The sequence below is a fragment of the Burkholderia cenocepacia genome, assembly GCF_900446215.1.
GTDB classification, from domain to species: domain Bacteria; phylum Pseudomonadota; class Gammaproteobacteria; order Burkholderiales; family Burkholderiaceae; genus Burkholderia; species Burkholderia cenocepacia.
In genome coordinates, this window is the sequence record NZ_UAQZ01000001.1 from 683,294 (window position 1) to 702,542 (window position 19,249).

General features: G+C 65.3%; 20 protein-coding genes. 12 read left to right on the forward strand and 8 right to left on the reverse strand.

Annotated features, from left to right (window positions below; genetic code table 11):
• Window position 1: 1 nt before the first annotated feature.
• Together DTA15_RS03175 and acs are read right to left on the reverse strand one after the other, a co-directional pair.
• Window positions 2-346 (reverse strand): DUF4212 domain-containing protein, encoded by a 345-nt coding sequence (locus tag DTA15_RS03175; protein ID WP_006482758.1) that lies wholly within the window; start codon window positions 344-346, stop codon window positions 2-4.
• Between the two features lie 83 nt (window positions 347-429).
• Entirely contained in the window at window positions 430-2,412 is a 1,983-nt protein-coding gene (acs, locus tag DTA15_RS03180; RefSeq protein WP_006482763.1) for an acetate--CoA ligase, read from the reverse strand.
• A gap of 319 nt (window positions 2,413-2,731) precedes the next feature.
• On the opposite strand from acs, the gene DTA15_RS03190 reads away from it, so the two are divergent.
• From DTA15_RS03190 to DTA15_RS03230, 9 genes are all read left to right on the forward strand, one after another.
• Window positions 2,732-3,640 (forward strand): DMT family transporter, encoded by a 909-nt coding sequence (locus DTA15_RS03190; RefSeq protein ID WP_006482741.1) that lies wholly within the window; start codon window positions 2,732-2,734, stop codon window positions 3,638-3,640.
• A gap of 112 nt (window positions 3,641-3,752) precedes the next feature.
• Complete coding sequence (locus DTA15_RS03195; protein ID WP_012492727.1) at window positions 3,753-4,337, forward strand: TIGR00645 family protein; 585 nt, start codon at window positions 3,753-3,755, stop codon at window positions 4,335-4,337.
• A gap of 44 nt (window positions 4,338-4,381) precedes the next feature.
• Window positions 4,382-5,905, forward strand: a complete 1,524-nt coding sequence (locus DTA15_RS03200; RefSeq protein ID WP_006482750.1) for a fumarate hydratase — start codon at window positions 4,382-4,384, stop codon at window positions 5,903-5,905.
• A gap of 194 nt (window positions 5,906-6,099) precedes the next feature.
• Window positions 6,100-6,576: a bacterioferritin gene (gene bfr / locus DTA15_RS03205; protein WP_006482753.1), complete on the forward strand. Its 477-nt coding sequence runs from the start codon at window positions 6,100-6,102 to the stop codon at window positions 6,574-6,576.
• A gap of 34 nt (window positions 6,577-6,610) precedes the next feature.
• Window positions 6,611-7,468, forward strand: a complete 858-nt coding sequence (gene murI / locus DTA15_RS03210) for a glutamate racemase (protein WP_006482751.1) — start codon at window positions 6,611-6,613, stop codon at window positions 7,466-7,468.
• Between the two features lie 152 nt (window positions 7,469-7,620).
• Entirely contained in the window at window positions 7,621-7,857 is a 237-nt protein-coding gene (locus tag DTA15_RS03215; RefSeq protein ID WP_006482749.1) for a (2Fe-2S)-binding protein, read from the forward strand.
• 218 nt (window positions 7,858-8,075) lie between these two features.
• Window positions 8,076-8,807 (forward strand): energy transducer TonB, encoded by a 732-nt coding sequence (locus tag DTA15_RS03220; protein ID WP_012492728.1) that lies wholly within the window; start codon window positions 8,076-8,078, stop codon window positions 8,805-8,807.
• Between the two features lie 35 nt (window positions 8,808-8,842).
• Window positions 8,843-9,577, forward strand: a complete 735-nt coding sequence (locus DTA15_RS03225; RefSeq protein ID WP_006483875.1) for a MotA/TolQ/ExbB proton channel family protein — start codon at window positions 8,843-8,845, stop codon at window positions 9,575-9,577.
• A 13-nt stretch (window positions 9,578-9,590) separates the two neighbouring features.
• Entirely contained in the window at window positions 9,591-10,019 is a 429-nt protein-coding gene (locus DTA15_RS03230; protein ID WP_006478310.1) for an ExbD/TolR family protein, read from the forward strand.
• A gap of 405 nt (window positions 10,020-10,424) precedes the next feature.
• Here DTA15_RS03230 and DTA15_RS03235 read toward each other — a convergent pair whose 3' ends face one another.
• Window positions 10,425-11,399: a LysR family transcriptional regulator gene (locus tag DTA15_RS03235; protein WP_006483884.1), complete on the reverse strand. Its 975-nt coding sequence runs from the start codon at window positions 11,397-11,399 to the stop codon at window positions 10,425-10,427.
• Window positions 11,400-11,520: 121 nt separating this feature from the next.
• Here DTA15_RS03235 and DTA15_RS03240 point away from each other — a divergent pair, with 121 nt between their 5' ends.
• From DTA15_RS03240 to hemP, 3 genes are all read left to right on the forward strand, one after another.
• The gene (locus DTA15_RS03240; protein ID WP_006493391.1) at window positions 11,521-12,393 is read left to right on the forward strand and encodes a pirin family protein; all 873 of its coding nucleotides are present in this window, start codon (window positions 11,521-11,523) and stop codon (window positions 12,391-12,393) included.
• Window positions 12,394-12,491: 98 nt separating this feature from the next.
• Window positions 12,492-12,974 (forward strand): SRPBCC family protein, encoded by a 483-nt coding sequence (locus DTA15_RS03245; protein ID WP_006483882.1) that lies wholly within the window; start codon window positions 12,492-12,494, stop codon window positions 12,972-12,974.
• 140 nt (window positions 12,975-13,114) lie between these two features.
• Window positions 13,115-13,360 carry a hemin uptake protein HemP gene (gene hemP / locus DTA15_RS03250; protein WP_006483877.1) on the forward strand — a complete coding sequence of 82 codons (246 nt, stop codon included), beginning with the start codon at window positions 13,115-13,117 and terminating at the stop codon, window positions 13,358-13,360.
• Window positions 13,361-13,636: 276 nt separating this feature from the next.
• Here hemP and DTA15_RS03260 read toward each other — a convergent pair whose 3' ends face one another.
• From DTA15_RS03260 to uvrB, 5 genes are all read right to left on the reverse strand, one after another.
• The gene (locus tag DTA15_RS03260) at window positions 13,637-15,034 is read right to left on the reverse strand and encodes a 4Fe-4S binding protein (protein WP_006483874.1); all 1,398 of its coding nucleotides are present in this window, start codon (window positions 15,032-15,034) and stop codon (window positions 13,637-13,639) included.
• Complete coding sequence (locus tag DTA15_RS03265) at window positions 15,031-15,873, reverse strand: FTR1 family iron permease (RefSeq protein WP_006483868.1); 843 nt, start codon at window positions 15,871-15,873, stop codon at window positions 15,031-15,033. Before DTA15_RS03265 ends, DTA15_RS03260 begins: the two co-directional genes overlap by 4 nt.
• A gap of 58 nt (window positions 15,874-15,931) precedes the next feature.
• Window positions 15,932-16,264 (reverse strand): cupredoxin domain-containing protein, encoded by a 333-nt coding sequence (locus DTA15_RS03270; RefSeq protein ID WP_006483872.1) that lies wholly within the window; start codon window positions 16,262-16,264, stop codon window positions 15,932-15,934.
• 55 nt (window positions 16,265-16,319) lie between these two features.
• On the reverse strand, window positions 16,320-16,871 hold the full coding sequence (locus tag DTA15_RS03275) for an iron transporter (protein WP_006483880.1): 552 nt from the start codon (window positions 16,869-16,871) through the stop codon (window positions 16,320-16,322).
• Window positions 16,872-17,098: 227 nt separating this feature from the next.
• A complete protein-coding gene (gene uvrB / locus DTA15_RS03280; protein WP_006483873.1) occupies window positions 17,099-19,189 on the reverse strand; it encodes an excinuclease ABC subunit UvrB in 2,091 nt (696 codons plus the stop codon).
• Between the last annotated feature and the right edge of the window lie 60 nt (window positions 19,190-19,249).

Here is a 19,249-nt window from a genome sequence, read left to right on the forward strand (position 1 = left end):
ATCAGCGCCCGCCGTTCGGATGGCCGGCGCGTGCCGCATGCTCGTCGTACGCGCGGCGCAGCGTGCGGTCCGCGCGCTGCATCAGCCCGATGTAGACGACGATCAGCACGAGGTAGACGAGAATCGCGCCCTGCGCGCCGACATAGAACGGCAGGCTGAAGCCGGCGAAGCGAATCCCGGCGAGCGCGGGCCCGAAGAACGGCACGATGAACGACACCGCGAAGCCGATCACCATCAGCACCGCGATCAGCGCGACGTTGAAGCGCCAGTAGCGCGCATGCGCACGCGCGAGCGGCTCGGGAACGGGAGGTGGCGCGGCGGGCGCCGAACGGGTCGGAACGGTCATGCCGTTATGTAGCAAAAAGCCCCTGCGCGGGCAATCGGGATTGCCGCGCAGGGGCTCGCGCGTGACGCGCGACCGGCAGGTGCTCAGCGCACTTCGGTGAGCTGCTCGAGGATGGCCGGGTTCTCGAGCGTGGACGTGTCCTGCGTGATCGCCTCGCCCTTCGCGAGCGAGCGCAGCAGGCGCCGCATGATCTTGCCCGAGCGCGTCTTCGGCAGGTTGTCGCCGAAGCGGATGTCCTTCGGCTTCGCGATCGGTCCGATCTGCTTGCCGACCCAGTCGCGCAGCGTCTTCGCGAGCGCCGCCGCTTCGTCGCCTTCCGGGCGCGAACGCTTCAGCACCACGAACGCCACGACCGCCTCGCCCGTCGTATCGTCCGGACGGCCGACCACCGCCGCCTCGGCCACGAGTTCATGCGACACCAGCGCCGACTCGATCTCCATCGTGCCGAGCCGGTGGCCCGACACGTTCAGCACGTCGTCGATCCGGCCCATGATCGTGAAGTAGCCGGTCTCCTTGTCGCGCACCGTGCCGTCGCCGGCCAGATAGAGCGTGCCGCCGAGCTCTTCCGGGTAGTAACTCTTCTTGAAACGCTCCGGGTCGCCCCAGATCGTGCGGATCATCGCGGGCCACGGGCGCTTGACGACCAGAATGCCGCCTTGCCCGTTCGGCACGTCCTGCCCCGTCTCGTCGACCACCGCGGCCGTGATGCCCGGCAGCGGCAGCGTGCACGAACCCGGCACGGTCGGCGTGGCGCCCGGCAGCGGCGTGATCATGTGGCCGCCGGTCTCGGTCTGCCACCACGTATCGACGATCGGGCAGCGCTCGTGGCCGACGTGCTTGTGGTACCACATCCACGCTTCCGGATTGATCGGTTCGCCGACCGTGCCGATGATGCGCAGGCTCGACAGGTCATAGCTCTTCGGATGCACCTTGTCGTCGGCTTCGGCCGCCTTGATCAGCGAACGGATCGCGGTCGGCGCGGTGTAGAACACGGTGACCTTGTGATCGCCGATCATCTTCCAGAAGCGGCCGGCGTCCGGATACGTCGGCACGCCTTCGAACACGACCTGCGTGCCGCCGCATGCGAGCGGGCCGTAGGTGATGTACGTGTGGCCCGTGACCCAGCCGATGTCGGCCGTGCACCAGAACACGTCGTCGGGTTTCCAGTCGAAGGTCCACTTCATCGTCTGCGCGGCCCACAGCAGGTAGCCGCCCGTGCTGTGCTGCACGCCCTTCGGCTTGCCGGTCGAGCCCGACGTATACAGGATGAACAGCGGATGCTCGGCGCCGACCCAGGTCGGCTCGCAGCGGTCGGATTCGCCGTCCACCAACTCGTGCATCCACAGGTCGCGGTCTGCATGCCAGTCGATCTTGCCGCCGGTGCGGCGATAGACGATCACGCTCTTGACCGCTTCGCAGCCGCCCAGCGCGATCGCCTCGTCGGCGATGCTCTTGAGCGGCAGCGTCTTGCCGCCGCGCGCCTGCTCGTCGGCGGTGATCAGCGCGACCGCGCCGACGTCGACGAGCCGCTCGTTCAGCGATTTCGCGGAGAAGCCGCCGAACACGACCGAGTGGGTCGCGCCGATGCGCGCGCAGGCCTGCATCGCGACGATGCCTTCGATCGACATCGGAATGTAGATGACGACGCGATCGCCCTTGCCGATCCCGCGTTTCTTCAGCGCATTCGCGAAACGCGACACGCGCGCGAGGAGATCGGCATAGGTGACGCGGGTGACGGTGCCGTCGTCGGCCTCGAAGATCACCGCGACGCGCTCGCCGTGGCCGGCTTCGACGTGACGATCGAGACAGTTGTACGACGCGTTCAGCTCGCCGTCGTCGAACCAGGTGTAGAACGGCGCGTTGCGCTCGTCGAGCACCTTCGTGAACGGCTTGTGCCACGTGAGGCCTTCGCGCGCGAGACGCGCCCAGAAGCCTTCGTAATCCTGCTCGGCCTCGGCGACGAGCGCGCGGTAGGCCGGCATGCCGGAAATGGCCGCCGTCTTCTCGAGCGCCGCGGGCGGCGCGAACTGACGGGTTTCGTGAAGAACCGATTCAATCGCAGACATCGACTACCCCTTGGTGAACATGAATCCTCTGCATGGCGGCGCGATCGTGCGCGCCGCGCGTCGTCTTGGCCGGCGCCTGCGCGCCGCTGTCTCCCACCACCCGCACGCGACCGCGAAGGCCTGCGCACGATGCTGCACCGCACCACATCACGCGAACGTGACCCGCGGCTCGGCGGTTTCCACGATAAGCGCTCCAACTTACCCGTCACTTACGCGGCATGGCCGTTTCGTGCACCGGGCGGCGCGCATCGAGGTCAGCTTTACGCTGTTACAACCGCGACCCTACAATCCTAACTGAACTCGCCTTCCGGATTCCAGCTTGAATCGCTACGCCCTCTTCCTCATCCTGTCGATGCTGTTCGTCGGCAGCAACGTCGGTATCGGTAAATCCATCGTTGCATTCGTTCCCGTCGCCATCCTCGCCACGCTGCGCTTCGTGATCGCGATCGCCGTGCTGTGGCCGCTGTTCAGCCCCGTGAAGATGCGTGCGGTCAAGCGCGGCGAATGGCTGAACCTGTTCCTGCAGGCCTTCTTCGGCACCTTCATGTTCACGCTGCTGATGCTCAACGGCGTGCAGCGCACGAGCGCGGTGGCCGCGGGCGTCATCACGAGCACGATCCCGGCGATCGTCGCGCTGTTCGCATGGCTGATCCTGCGTGAAAAACCGAACGGCCGTGCGCTCGTGTCGATCGCGCTCGCGATCGTCGGCGTCGTGACGATCAATCTCGCCAACGGCAGCGCATCCGGTCACGGCACGCCAGGCGACGCGTCCGGCTCGCTCACCGGCAACCTGCTGATCCTCGGCGCGGTGTGCTGCGAATCGATCTACGTGATCCTGTCGCGCCGGCTCACGCAGACGCTCGCACCGATCGACATCTGCGCGTACACGCACCTGTTCGGCCTGTTCCTGATGCTGCCGCTCGGCGCGACCGCGCTGTGGCACTTCGATTACGCGAGCGTGCCGGCCGGCACCTGGGCGCTCGTCGTCTGGTACGGACTATCGGCCAGCATCTTCTCGTTCTGGCTGTGGATGAAGGGCATCCGGCACGTGCCGGGCAGCCTCGCCGGCGTGTTCAGCGCGGTGCTGCCGATCGCCGCGGCCGCGTACGGCATCGCGTTCCTCGGGGAGCGCCCGACGCTCGCGCACGGCGTCGCGCTCGCGTGCGTCGTCGCCGGCATCGTGCTCGCGAGCCTGCGCGTGAAACGCGTGCCGGCCGCGGCCTCCTGATCCGTCCCCGGGCGTGCCGGCGCGTCGCTGCAGTCGCGCCGGCCGACGCGTTACAATAGCGCGCCTTTTCAAGATTACCCCCGATACCTGCGCACCGCGCCCGTACCCCGACATGTCCGCCCCGCACTCGCCCGGCCATCCCGGCCGTCGCCCGCTTCGCCCCCTCCCCGCGCTGATTTTCATGAGCCGCTGGCTCCAGGTTCCGCTCTATCTGGGCCTGATCGTCGCGCAGGCCGTCTACGTGTTCCTGTTCCTGAAAGAAGTGTGGCACCTGCTGTCGCATGCGACGGGCCTCGACGAAATCAGCGTGATGCTCGCCGTGCTCGGCCTGATCGACGTGGTGATGATCTCGAACCTGCTGATCATGGTGATCGTCGGCGGGTATGAAACGTTCGTGTCGCGGCTCGGCATCGAGGGCCATCCCGACGAGCCCGAATGGCTCGACCACGTGAACGCGGGCGTGCTGAAGGTCAAGCTGTCGATGGCGCTGATCAGCATTTCGTCGATCCATCTGCTGAAGACCTTCATCAACCCCGACCAGCACACGACGCACGCGATCATGTGGCAGGTGATCATCCACGTGTCGTTCCTCGTGTCGGCGCTCGTGATGGCGTGGGTCGATCGCCTGACGACGCACACGCACCCGGCCCATTTCCACGAGGCGCACGCACCCGCGGCGTCCCGACCGGCGGCCTGAACCGTCGGCAACATATTCCCCACTGTCCCCACAGAGTCTCAGCCATGACCGTCATCAAACAGGAAGACCTGATCCAGAGCATCGCGGATTCGCTGCAGTACATCAGCTACTACCACCCGCTCGACTACATCCAGGCCCTCGGCCGCGCGTACGAGCTGGAAGAGAGTCCGGCGGCGAAGGACGCGATCGCGCAGATCCTCACGAACAGCCGCATGTGCGCGGAAGGCCGCCGCCCGATCTGCCAGGACACCGGCATCGTCACGATCTTCGTGAAGGTCGGCATGGACGTGCGCTGGGACGGCGCGACGATGGGCCTCACCGACATGATCAACGAAGGTGTGCGCCGCGGCTACACGCACCCGGACAACGTGCTGCGCGCGTCGATCGTCAATCCGCCGGAAGGCGCCCGCAAGAACACCAAGGACAACACGCCGGCCGTGATCCACTACGAGATCGTGCCGGGCGACAAGGTCGACGTGCAGGTCGCCGCGAAGGGCGGCGGCTCGGAGAACAAGTCGAAGTTCGTGATGCTGAACCCGTCCGATTCGATCGTCGACTGGGTGCTGAAGACGGTCCCGACGATGGGCGCCGGCTGGTGCCCGCCGGGCATGCTCGGGATCGGCATCGGCGGCACCGCCGAGAAGGCGATGCTGATGGCGAAGGAATCGCTGATGGAGCCGATCGACATCCAGGAAATCATCGCGCGCGGCCCGAAGGACTGGATCGAGGAACTGCGTGTCGAACTGCACGAGAAGGTCAACGCGCTCGGCATCGGCGCGCAGGGCCTCGGCGGCCTCGCGACCGTGCTCGACGTGAAGATCATGGCGGCGCCGACGCACGCGGCCTCGAAGCCGGTCGCACTGATCCCGAATTGCGCGGCCACGCGCCACGCGCACTTCGTGCTCGACGGCTCGGGCCCGGCCAAGCTGGAAGCGCCGTCGCTCGACGCTTGGCCGAAGGTGCAGTGGGAACCGAACACGGAAACCAGCAAGCGCGTCGACCTGAACACGCTGACGCCGGAAGAAGTCGCGAGCTGGACGCCGGGCCAGACGCTGCTGCTGTCGGGCAAGATGCTCACCGGCCGCGACGCCGCGCACAAGCGCATCGCCGACATGCTCGCGAAGGGCGAGAAGCTGCCGGTCGACTTCACGAACCGCGTGATCTACTACGTCGGCCCGGTCGATCCGGTGCGTGACGAAGTGGTCGGCCCGGCCGGCCCGACGACGGCCACGCGCATGGACAAGTTCACCGAGACGATGCTCGCTCAGACGGGTCTGATCTCGATGGTCGGCAAGGCCGAACGCGGCCCGGTCGCGATCGACGCGATCAAGAAGCACAAGGCGGCCTACCTGATGGCGGTCGGCGGCGCGGCCTACCTCGTGTCGAAGGCGATCCGCGGCGCGAAGGTGCTCGCGTTCGAAGACCTCGGCATGGAAGCGATCTACGAGTTCGACGTGCAGGACATGCCGGTGACGGTCGCCGTCGATTCGTCGGGCACGTCGGTGCACCAGACGGGTCCGAAGGAATGGCAGGCGAAGATCGGCAAGATCCCGGTCGCCACCGCTTAAGCGCGATCGAACGAAAGGCCGGACGGGAGTCCGGCCTTTTTACTTCTCATTCTCATTATTGTGTTCGGCCGGTTATTCGAGGCTGATTCTCATTACACGCAAAAGGCAGGCCCGACAAGGCTTCGAGGCTTGGCTTTTCTCGTTCGAGCGATTATCGTTCGGTTTCTGAAGCCCCACTGAACAAGGAAACAGCCATGCAAGGCGACAAGAAAGTCATCGAATATCTGAACGCCCAACTGAAGAATGAACTCACGGCGATCAACCAGTACTTCCTGCATGCGCGCATGTACAAGCACTGGGGCCTCGACAAGCTCGGCAAGCACGAATACGACGAGTCGATCGGCGAAATGAAGCACGCCGACTGGCTGATCGAGCGCGTGTTCATGCTCGACGGCCTGCCGAACCTGCAGGACCTGCACAAGCTGCTCGTCGGCGAGGAAACCGAAGAGATCCTGAAGTGCGACCTGAAGCTCGAGCAGATCTCGCAGTCCACCTGCAAGGAAGCGATCGCCTACTGCGAATCGGTGCGCGACTACGTGTCGCGCGAGATCTTCGAAAAGATCCTCGACGACACCGAAGAGCACATCGACTGGCTCGAAACGCAGATCGACCTGATCGGCAAGGTCGGCCTGCAGAACTATCAGCAAACGATGATGGGTTCGCCCGAGTAATCGCGCCGCCTGCCAGCCTGCCGCCCGCCTGACGATGACGAACCCGTCCGACGCTACCGCGCTGCGCGCCGCCGCCCCTGTCGGCATCTTCGACTCGGGGCTCGGCGGCCTGTCGGTGCTGCGCGCCGCGCGCGCGCACCTGCCCGACGAATCGTTCGTCTACGTCGCCGACTCGCACCACGCGCCGTACGGCCCGCGCGACGAAGCCTTCATTACGGAACGCACGCTGGCCATCGGCGAGTGGCTCGCCCGCGAAGGCGCGAAAGCGCTCGTCATCGCATGCAACACGGCAACGGCCCGGGCGATCGCGGCCATCCGCGAACGCCTGTCGATCCCGCTCGTCGGTGTCGAGCCGGGCATCAAGCCGGCCGCCGCGCTGTCCGCGACCGGCGTCGCGGGCGTCCTCGCCACGCAATCGACGTTGAACAGCCCGCGCTTCCAGGCGCTGCTCGACCGCTACGGCGCCGGCCGCCGCTTCATCTGCCAACCCGGCCACGGGCTCGTCGAAGCGATCGAACGCGGCGACACGAACTCGCCCGCGTTGCGCGCGCTGCTCGAGCGTTACATCCAGCCGATGCTCGACGACGGCGCCGATACGCTGGTACTCGGCTGCACGCACTACCCGTTCTTCACAGAAACGATTCGTGACCTTGTTGGCGAGCGCCTGACGATCGTCGACACGAGCGACGCCATCGCCCGCCAGCTTGCGCGGGTCCTCGACGAACGCGGGCTGCGCGCCCCGGCCGGCACGCACGCCGCGCCGCCGCGTTTCTGCTCGACCAGCGACGGTCTGCAGCTACGCGCGCTCGCCTCGACGCTGCTCGGCCTCGACGCGCCGGTCGAATCCGTCACCATTTCCTCGCCGAACGCGCGCGCCTGCGCGACCGCCTGACACGGGGGCCGGCACGCCGGACGCTCTCGGCGGCCTGACCGCCCCGCCGTTTCAAGGGTCCGATGACCTTAAAAAAAGCCCGACCCAGGCTTGTCAACACCCGCAAAATTAATGATAATAATTCGCATTAACGTTAGCTATCGCAACTCATCATGATCGTCTGCGTGTGCAAGTCTGTTTCCGATCGCAAGATTCGCGCGTCCCTCGCCGAGGGCGTGAACTCTTTCGATGAACTCCAGTTCGAGCTCGGCGTGGCCACGTGCTGCGGCAAGTGCGAGGAGTCCGTACGCGACCTCATGGCCGAGCAAGGCGTCTGCGCGAGCCGGTGCGGCGTCGAGCATCATGCGCATCCGATCCCGGTCACGTTCTACGACCGCAAGGCGGCCTGAGCGGCGCCGAGCGTGCGCATGCGGCCCAGGCCGCATTTTTTGTTTTGACCGTCAGCAAGCCACCGTCCGCGCGAGCCAACGGCTTACCTGTCAAGGAGCCTGTGATGGAATTGCTGATCGGATTCGTAACCACCGTTTGCATCTCGCTGCTGATTTTCCGCAAGTGATGCCGATTCACCCGCCGCGCCCCGGGTGCGACGTCGTTCTTTCAAGCTAACATGCAGGCTTCGCATCTCGCTCCTGCCGGCGCCATGCCGGCTGCACCACGTATGAATCCCCGAGTGATCGTCGTCGCGGTCGGTGTGCTTGCCGCACACGCGATCATGCTGACGGCCGCGTGGCTCCATCGCAACGCGCCGCCGCCGAAATCGGTCGAGGTCCAGACGATCACCGCGCAGCTCATCACGCCCGCGCCGATCGCGCAGCAGGTCGCGGCCGAGTCGATCCCGCAGCCCGCGCCGCCGAAGCCGGTGCCGCGCGTGAAGCCGAAGGTCGAACCGAAGCCGGTGCAGAAGGCGGCGAAGCCGACCCCGCAGCCGGTTGCGCCCTCGCCCGCCCCGTCGCCTACACCCGCTCCCGCCGCCGATCCGACACCGGCGCCCGCCGCGCCCGCTCCCGCCGCACCGGCCGCCACGCCGGGCCCGGCGCGCGAAACGATGCAGGTCAGCGCGCCGAAGAACGTGCCGACGCTCCAATGCAACTTCGTGAAGCCCGACTATCCGTCGATGTCGCGCCGCCGCGGCGAATCGGGCACCGCCTATGTTCACTTCGTCGTCGGCGTGACCGGCAAGATCGAAAGCATCGATCTGCAGAAGAGCAGCGGCTATCCGCGCCTCGACGATGCCGCACTCGACGCGATGCGCTCGACCACCTGCCGTCCGTACATCGAGAACGGCCAGGCGATCCGCGCCGCCCGCACACAGCCCTACAGCTTCGGGCTCACCGACTAACCTGCCTCATCCGGAAGATTCAAAGGAAACAAAAAATGCAAAGCTACGGTATCGCGCACGTCTGGGCGCAAGGTGATTTCGTCACGCGCGCCATTGCGATCACGCTGCTCGTGATGTCGGTCCTGTCGTGGATCGTGATCGTCATCAAGGGCTGGAACGTGATCCGCCTGAACCGCCTCACGAAGAACGCCGAACAGGCTTTCTGGCATTCCGACAATTTCGACGACGGCATCAAGAAGCTCGGCCTCGCCGCATCGACGCCGAACGACAACCCGTTCCTCGCGCTCGCGCTGTCGGGCAAGGAAGCCGCCGACCATCACCACCAGACGCAACCGCACCTGCACGATCGCATGGACGTGTCGGACTGGGTCACGCGCTGCCTGAAGGACACGATGGACGAAGGCATCTCGCGCATGCAGAGCGGCCTCGCGATCCTCGCATCGGTCGGCAGCACCGCGCCGTTCGTCGGCCTGTTCGGCACGGTGTGGGGCATCTATCACGCGCTGCTCGCGATCGGCGCCACCGGCCAGACGTCGATCGACCAGGTCGCGGGCCCGGTCGGCGAATCGCTGATCATGACGGCCTTCGGCCTGTTCGTCGCGATTCCGGCGGTGCTCGGCTACAACGCGCTGACCCGTGCGAACAAGGGTGTCGTCAGCAAGCTGCGCCGCTTCGCGCACGGTCTGCACGCGTACTTCGTGACGGGCGCGAGCCTCGCGTCGTCGTCGACGCGCGACGGCCTGCGTCTCGCCTCGCGCGCCGCCAGCTGAGACGAGGTGAACCATGGCCATGAACACCGGTTTCAGCGACGATGACGACGATGCCGTGATGAGCGAGATCAACATGACGCCGCTCGTCGACGTCATGCTCGTACTCCTGATCATTTTCCTCGTGACGATCCCGGCGATGCAGCATGCGGTGAAGATCGACCTGCCGCACGCCAGCAGCCAGCCCGTCGACGAAAAGCCGCAGACCGTCGACGTCGCGATCCAGGGCGACGGCACGATCCTGTGGGATGACCACACGGTCACGCGCGAACAACTGCAGGCACGGATCGCGGAAGCCGCGAAACGCACGCCGCAGCCCGAGTTGCACCTGCGCGCCGACCGCAAGGTCGCGTACGAGCACGTCGCGGAAGTGATGTCGGATGCGCAGGCAGGCGGCTTGACGAAGCTCGGCTTCGTGACGGAGCCGGGCGCAAAAGCGAAGTAACGCGCGCACGCCCCGCAGTTGCCGGCAGCAACGGCGCACTTGGCCGGCCGCACCTAGCCGGCCGCACCTAACCGGCCGTACACAAAGTAAAAGGCCTTCATCGCCAGATGAAGGCCTTTTTTCATGCGCACGCGGGCGCCTTCGGGCGGCGGGCTCTTTGGCGGTATCGGTTGCGCCTCGAGCAACGCAAATGCGACTCTGCCGTGGTCTGCACGGACTGCGCGTTCTGCCCTATCTGGCTCGCAATATATGCGGCCACCTGATTTCGCTCAGAACTTCCTTCACGAAATGGGATTTCAATATAGGCCCGCCCGCGCACGCATTCAAGGTTCCGGCGATTGAAACTTGCGATTGCAGGCGACGCTTCAATGACAAAACAAATTTGCGTCGTCGTACACGCCGTGTTCAGGTCGCCGAAACATCGACCGCCGCTTCCTTCTTCGCGCGCTCAGGGCAGCCGGGCTCCTTGTACGCGCCGTGGTCGAGCTTCTCGACCAGGTAATCGACGAACGCACGTACCGCGGGCGGCATCCCTTGGCGCGACACGAACACCGCATACAACTGCGGCACCGGCAGCGTCCAGCCCGGCATCACGGGCGACAGTTGCCCCGCGCGCAGCGCGTTGCCGTACATCATCTCCGGCAGCGCGGCGATGCCGAGGCCGTCGAGCACGGCCTCGCGGATCGTCATCAGGTCGGCCGTCACGAGCCGCGGATCATGCTCGTGCACGTGGCGCGTCCCGTCCGGCGCGATCAGGTTGAATACGTGCCGGCCGTCGACGCTCGGCGTATCGAGCGTCTCGAAGCCGGTCAGATCGTCCGGCGCCAGCGGCGGCGCATTCTGGCTCAGCAGGCTCGGCGCACCGACCAGCATCTGCTCGGTGCGCCACAGCGGCCGCACGACGATGTTGGCGTTCTGCGGCGGCTCCGAGCGCACGCGCAACGCGACGTCGATCGAATCCTCGAACAGGTCGATCACGCGATTCGTCACGCGGACATGCACCTTGACCTCGGGATAGCGGCGCAGGAATTCGGGCAGGATGCGCGACAGCATCGTCTGCGACAGCGTCACCGGCACGCTGACGCGCACCGAGCCGCGCGGCGACGCGCGCAGCTGCTGCACCGCGTTCATCGCGGCCTGCGCTTCGGCGAGCATCGCCTGGCAGTGCTGGTAGAACAGCTCCCCCGCCTCGGTCAGCGCGAGCTTGCGCGTCGAACGCTGCAGCAGGCGCACGCCGAGCGCGGCCTCCAGCTCGGTCAGGCGCCGCGACAGACGCGATTTCGAGATGCCCAGCACGCGCTCGGCGGCCGAGAAGCCGCCATGTTCGACGACCTGCGAGAAGTACATCAGGTCGTTCAGGTTATGTGCATCGATATTCATCTCATCGTTCCAATTTCAGAACAATCCATTGCGAACGGCCGCAAATCGGACGGTAAAACGCCCAATATAATAGCGCTATGTTTCAAAAATAACGCTATTCCGATGATTTCGAGGGCTTCCCATGACCACCGCTCGCTCGCTTGATCGTACCTACCCCGCGCTTCGCACCACCGAAGGCGGCGGTTTCGTGGTTCACCGTCCGTTCCCGACACGGCTGCTGATGGACTTCGATCCGTTCCTGCTGCTCGATGAAATGGGCCCGGTCGACTACGCGCCCGGCGAAGCCGTGGGCGCGCCCGACCATCCGCATCGCGGCTTCGAGACCGTGACCTACGCGCTGGACGGACGCTTCCGCCATCGCGACTCGTCCGGCCATGCCGGCACGCTCGGCCCCGGCGACGTGCAATGGATGACGGCCGGCGCCGGCGTCGTGCACAGCGAGATGCCGGACCCGGCGTTCGTGCAGGCAGGCGGACGTTCCCACGGCTTCCAGCTGTGGGTCAACCTGCCGCGGCGCGACAAGATGATCGCACCGCGCTACCAGGAGATCCCGGCCGCCCGCATTCCGACCGCGACGTCGCCGGACGGGCGCGCACGCGTGCGCGTCATCGCCGGCGAAGCATTCGGCGTCCAGGCCGCGATCGAGACGCGCACACCGATCCTCTACCAGCATTTCACACTGGAGCCCGGCGCAACGGTCACGCAGCCCGTGCCGGCCGGTTATCGCGTGTTCGCCTATCCGATCGACGGAACGGGCCTCTACGGGCCCGACAGGCAGGCTGTGGACGCACGGCACATGGTCGTCTACGGCGACGACGGCGACACCGTCACGTTCGCTGCCGGCGACACGTCGCTCGACCTGTTGCTGATCGGCGGCGTGCCGCTCAACGAACCGATCGTCCGTTACGGCCCGTTCGTGATGAATACCGAGGAGGAGATCCGGCAGGCCGTCGTCGAATACCAGACCGGTCGCATGGGTCGCATCGAAGCGTGAACCGGATCGGGGTCGCAGGTGCCGCGAAGCCGGTGGTTTTGCGTCACAATAAGTTCTTGAACCATGTGGCCACCCGCCACCAGAAGGAACCCGTCCCCTTGAACTTCGAACATCTGATCCAGATCAACTCCGACGATCCGGGCGTGCCGACCCTCACCCGCGACCAGCTCTGGGAAGGCCTCGTGCTGCGTGCGGAGCAGCCGCAACTGTTCGTGATCGGCCTCGACAGCTGCGTCATTCACGAACGCACCGACACGACGCTCGAACGCGAACTGCATTACGGTCACGCGACCGTGCGCGACCACGTGACGTTCACGCCGAATCAGCAGGTCCGCTACGACATCCGCGCGGCCGACGGCGAGATCGGCGGCTCGCTGACGATGACGATCGAAGAGCGCGACGACCGCGAACTGTTCCTGCGTTTCGAGTACCGCACGACGCTGACGGTCACGGACGACAGCGAAGAAGCGCGGCAGACGCACGGGATCGTCAAGGAGGCATACCGCACGTCGGACATCGACACCGTTCGCCTGATCCGCGAATACGCGCAGGGGCGCAAGGACCCGGATCCGCTGCACTGAACCCGGCGGCGGCCTGCGGGCCGCCGCTTTTGATTCAAGCTATCAGCCTCGGTATTTCGATCGATAAAGAGTTTTTGTAAATGGGAATAGTTATCATTTAGAATTCATTCCATCGTATCGACAGTCACCGATCAAACCGAATGACCGACACCATGCGCCCGACCACGCTGACCCTGCGCCGCACGACCGGCACCGCAGCCAGCAGCCGTCAGAAGACGGCAGCGGTCACCACGCCGGCGAAACCCGCCGGCAACCGCGATGCAGGCACGCGGGTCGTCAACAGCGATACGCTGCTGCAAGGCCAGAGCCACATCAGCATCGCGCATAACGGAGAGACTTATCAGTTGCGCGCCACGCGGCTCGGCAAACTGATCCTGACGAAGTAACGACCGAGTATTGTGGGGACCACCTCCCTGAGAGGTGTTGGGCAGTAGCCAGCGTAACGGCTTGCACGCGAGATCTAGACCCCTTCGTGCAAACACACTCAAGCAGCCGTTGCAGCAAGCCAAGCCACTTTTTTGGTTCTCGCACAAGGAAAAAAAAGCGACACGTCCAACGACGTGTCGCTTTTTTGTTCGAGCCGCGAATGGGCCCGGCATGCGGCCCGCGTGTATGTGGCCGCACAACGCACGACGGCCGAAGAAAGCGGCATGCAAGTCGCTTCAGAATCCCCAGAACATCAACCACCATGCGCTGTCGACGACGGCCAGCCCGACGGCGAACCACGCGAATGCCGCGAGCCGGCGCGGCCATGCCGCATAGCGCCCCGTCACCTTCCACGCGAGCCACGCGCTCCACACGTTGGCACCGACCAGAATCGCGATGCGCACATCGGTTGCCCAGCCGAGCGGCACATGCTCGGCGCGCAGCAACGACAGCGTCGTGGCCGACAGTCCGAGGAACACGCCCGCACCCGCGATCGGGATCAGCGCCTGGGCGAGGTGATGCAAACGCACGCGATCGAAGCGGCCGAGCATCAGCGTTGCGCCGGCCAGCAACACCAGCAACGCCGTGCCGTACACGAGCCCGGTACCGACGATATAGCTGACGACCAGCCCGCCATCGAGCCAGGAGAAGACGTCGTTGCGATCCGGGTAGTGCGTGAGCAGGAACCACGGCGCATTGGTCTCGAGCGGCCACGTGATGTCGTGGTCGATCAGCCAGCCCGCGAGCCATTGCTTGATCTGCACGAACCACGGGCTGACGGTCCAGTGGAACGCGCCGATCGCCACGCCGAGCAGGCCGTAGAGAATCAGTGCGGTGTCCCACGGGTTGGCCTGCTCCGCACCGAGGTTCACGACCTCGTCGGACGGCGAGCGCAGCGACAGCGAAATCGCGTCGCGATGCCCGCTGCAACGACCGCACATATGGCAGGCCGCCGCACCCTTCATGTTGCGCAACGGCACGAGCGGTGCGCAGTTGATCGGAATCACGCGATGGCCGTGCTCGCCGTTCTTGTACGAACGGCGCCACGCATCCTCGTCGACCTTGTAGCGCATCGGCGCGAGCCGCGCGAGCAGCCCGAACACGCCGTTGACCGGGCACAGGTACTTGCACCACACGCGTTTTTCGCGACCGTACAGCACGCCGATCACGATCGCGCCGACGGTCGAGCCGCCGAGCACGAACAGCACCGCGAGCGGGTACTGGTACACGCTCACCATCTGTCCGTAGATCGTCGTGATGCCGAACGCGACGAACGGCCAGCCGCCCCACCGGATCCAGCGCGGAATCGGGCCGCCGCGGCCGAACTTGCTCGCGTATTCGGTGAGCGCGCCCTCCGGACACAGCACGCCGCACCAGACGCGTCCGAGCATCACCATCGACAGCAGCACGAACGGCCACCAGATGCCCCAGAACGCGAATTGCGCGATGAGCGTGAGGTTGTTCCACAGATGCGCGGAATCGTCCGGCAGCGGCAACACGGCCGGCACGATGATCAGGAACGCGTAGACGGCGACGACGATCCACTGGATACCGCGGATCAGCGCACCGTGGCGCTGCATCCACTGGCCGGCCTGCGCGAGCCAGCCTGGCTTGACGGCGGCGACAACGCTCATGCCGCGCGACCCGCAGCAACGGCCGGACGGCGGCTCGCGCGCTTCATCAGCAGCCAGACGACCGCCCAGTAGACCGCATAGGCCACCAGGTTGGTCAGCGCCGGGTGTGCGCGATAGCCGGTCAGCGTCGCGACGAGCGAGCCGAACGTGCCCGAATCATCGAGGATCGCGGACGTATCCCACACCTGCGAAATGCCGAGCGGCAGGATTTCCTTGTCGATCAGCTTGTCGACGCCGGTCTGGAACAGGCCCGCACCGAGGAACAGCAGCATCACTTCGGTGACGCGGAAGAAATGCCGCCACGAGAAGTACTTGCCGCCGAGCTGCAGCAGATAGAACGTGAGGAACGCGAGACCGAGACCGATCACGACCGCGAGCATCTGGCTGCCGTCGACGTGGCCCGACTGGCCGAAACCGAGGCCGTACAGGAAGATCACCGTCTCGCTGCCTTCGCGCGCGATCGCGAGCGCGACCAGCACGGCGACGCCCCACCAGTTCGAATCGCGCGTGCTTTGCTGCAGCGATTGCTCCATGTCGCGCTTCAGCGTGCGCCCGTGCCGGCGCATCCACAGCACCATCTGCACGATCAGCACGCACGCGATCAGCACCATCGCCGTCTGGAAATAGTCCTGCGCGTCGCCGGACAACACTTCGGTGAACCCGACCAGCGCGGCGCCGAGGCCGACGGCCATCAGCAGGCCGACAGCGACGCCGGCCCAGAGGAAAGGCAGGCCGCGGCGCGCGTCGTCGTCGCCGTTTTTCAGCCATGCATAGAGAATGCCGACGACGAGCAGCGCTTCGACGCTCTCCCGCCAGACGATGAACAAGATCTGACCCATCGATACCTCCTGACGCGCGGGGCAAGGGACTGGCGCGCCCGCGCGCAGATAAAACGCGTTACTTCGCGACGATCACGCCCTGAGCCTGCTGGTGGAAATCGTCGAAAAACTTGTATTCGCCCGGCGACAGCGGGGCGACGACCACGAATGAATCGGCGCCCGGCGCGAGCACCTTCTCCTTGCGCAACTGCACGCTCTCGAATTCGGCGGCGCCCTTGCCGGTGTTCCTGATCTCGATCTTGAAACGCTGGCCGGCCGGCACTTCGATGCGGGCGGGCGTCAGTTTGCCATCCGTCATCTCGAGCTTGAACGTCGGCAGATCGGCCGCATGCGCCGCGCCGGCAAGCCACAGCGCAGCGGCTGCGGTAACGATTTTCTGGGGAATTTTCATTCTGGGTTCTCTACGCCGACGGCGCGCCGAAGCGCGCCGTTCGTGATGCCACCGATCAGTAACCGCCCTTCTTGCCGATACCGGCGAACGGGAAGTCGTACTCGAGCGTGATGGGCTTGAACCACGGGCCCACGCCCGTTTCCTTGTCGACGTGGCGACCGAACGCCATGTGGCCCGACTGCATCGGCGGCTTGACGACCATCGTCAGGTGATACTTGCCGGGGCCGGCGAGCTTCACGTTGTCGCCGTAGTGCGGGCCGTCGCTCGCGACCATGCCCATCAGGTCGCCTTCGGCCTTCCACTTCGTGTCGCCCTGCTTCGTCAGCTTGTACGTGACCTGCAGGTACGGCATCCAGTCGCCTTCCGCGAAACCGGTCGGGTTGTTCTTGACCGCATGGATGTCGGCCTCGAGGTGAATGTCGGAATCCGACGCCTTGCGCATCATGCCTTCCGGGTCCATCGTGATCGGCTGCAGGTACACCGCGCCGATTTCCATGCCGCCCTGGATCTGCTGCTTGCCGATCGGATACTCGGCCGCCGAGGCCGACATCGCGGCAAGCGCCGCCGCTACCGCAACCGTCGTGCGGATGAACGAAGAACCCAACATGGACACTCCTTGTTATTTGTCTGACTATCTTGACGACATGCGAGCGACCGCCGGGGCCACCCGCTGGAAACACTAACGCGACGAAGAACGTTAATGCGAACTATTCTCAATACATGTGGAGTTTAGCACCGAACCCGTTTCGGAACAAACGGAGAGCGCTGTAAACCCCTGATCCGACAAGGCTTACAGGCGCTTTACCAAAAGGATTCAGTGACGCTTGGAAAGATTTACCGACCGCCGCTGATGTGGTCGCCGACGTTCGCGCCGAACACGCGTTCGCGCAGCACGGCAAGCTGGTCGCGGGTGGCGGCGGCTTTCTCGAATTCGAGGTTCTTCGCGTAGTCGGCCATCTGCTTCTCGAGACGCTTGATTTCCTTCGCGAGTTGCTTTTCCGACATGTCCTCGAATTTCGCGCGCTGCTGTGCTTCCTTCAACTCCGCACGCGCGTCGTCGGCGTTGTAGACGCCGTCGATGATGTCCTTGATGCGCTTCACGACGCCGCGCGGCGTGATGCCCATCTTTTCGTTGTAGGCGATCTGCTTCGCGCGGCGCCGCTCGGTTTCGCCGATCGCGCGCTTCATCGACTCGGTCATGTTGTCCGCGTAGAGGATCGCCTTGCCGTTCACGTTCCGCGCGGCGCGGCCGATCGTCTGGATCAGCGAGCGCTCGGCGCGCAGGAAGCCTTCCTTGTCCGCGTCGAGGATCGCGACGAGCGACACTTCGGGAATGTCCAGACCCTCGCGCAGCAGGTTGATCCCGACCAGCACGTCGAACGTGCCGAGCCGCAGGTCGCGGATGATCTCGACGCGCTCGACCGTGTCGATGTCGCTGTGCAGGTAACGCACCTTGACGCCATGGTCGGCCAGGAACTCGGTCAATTGTTCGGCCATGCGCTTCGTCAGCACGGTGATCAGCACGCGCTCGCCGGCCTTCACGCGGGCGTTGATCTCGGTCAGCACGTCGTCGACCTGCGAGCTCGCCGGGCGCACTTCGATTTCCGGATCGACGAGGCCCGTGGGTCGCACGACCTGCTCGGCGATCTGCCCCGTCACGCGCTTCTCGTAATCGGCCGGCGTGGCCGACACGAACACGACCTGGCGCATCTTGCGTTCGAACTCGTGGAACTTCAGCGGCCGGTTGTCGAGCGCCGACGGCAGGCGGAAGCCGTAATTGACGAGGTTTTCCTTGCGCGCGCGGTCGCCGTTGTACATCCCGTTGAGCTGGCCGATCAGCACGTGCGATTCGTCGAGCAGCATCAGCGCATCGGGCGGCAGGTAGTCGACGAGCGTCGGCGGCGGATCGCCGGGCGCCGCGCCCGAGAAATGCCGCGAATAGTTCTCGATGCCCTTGCAGAAGCCGAGCTCCTGCAGCATCTCGAGATCGAAGCGCGTGCGCTGCTCGAGGCGCTGCGCCTCGACGAGCTTGCCCTCGCGATGGAAGAACTCGAGCCGTTCGCGCAGTTCGTCCTTGATCGTCTCGACCGCGCGCATCACGGTGTCGCGCGGCGTCACGTAGTGCGACGACGGATACACGGTGAAGCGCGGAATCTTCTGCCGCACGCGCCCGGTCAGCGGATCGAACAGCTGCAGCGTCTCGACTTCGTCGTCGAACAGTTCGACGCGCACGGCCATTTCCGCATGTTCGGCCGGGAAGATGTCGATCGTGTCGCCGCGCACGCGGAACGTGCCGCGCTGGAAATCCTGCTCGTTGCGCGTGTATTGCATCGCGATCAGCCGCGCGATCACGTCGCGCTGGCCGAGCTTGTCGCCCGTGCGCAGCGTCAGGATCATCTGGTGGTATTCGGACGGGTTGCCGATACCGTAGATCGCCGACACGGTCGCAACGATCACCACGTCGCGACGCTCCATCAGGCTCTTCGTCGCCGACAGCCGCATCTGTTCGATGTGCTCGTTGATCGACGAATCCTTCTCGATGAACAGGTCGCGCTGCGGCACGTAGGCCTCAGGCTGGTAGTAGTCGTAGTACGACACGAAGTACTCGACCGCGTTGCGCGGGAAGAACTCGCGGAACTCCGCGTAAAGCTGGGCCGCGAGCGTCTTGTTCGGCGCGAACACGATCGCCGGGCGGCCGAGCCGCGCGATCGTGTTGGCCATCGTGAAGGTCTTGCCCGAACCGGTCACGCCGAGCAGCGTCTGGAAGGCAAGGCCATCGCCGACGCCTTCGACGAGCGTGTCGATCGCGGTCGGCTGGTCGCCCGCGGGCGGATACGGCTGGTAAAGCTGGAACGGCGACCCTTCGAAAGTGACGAATTTGGATTCGTCGAGCGCGTCGCCGACTTCGGCATGATGTTCGGACATGGAATGCGGCCGGAGCAAGGGCAAAAAAAGCATTCTAGCGCTTCGCGGCCGCGCGAACTG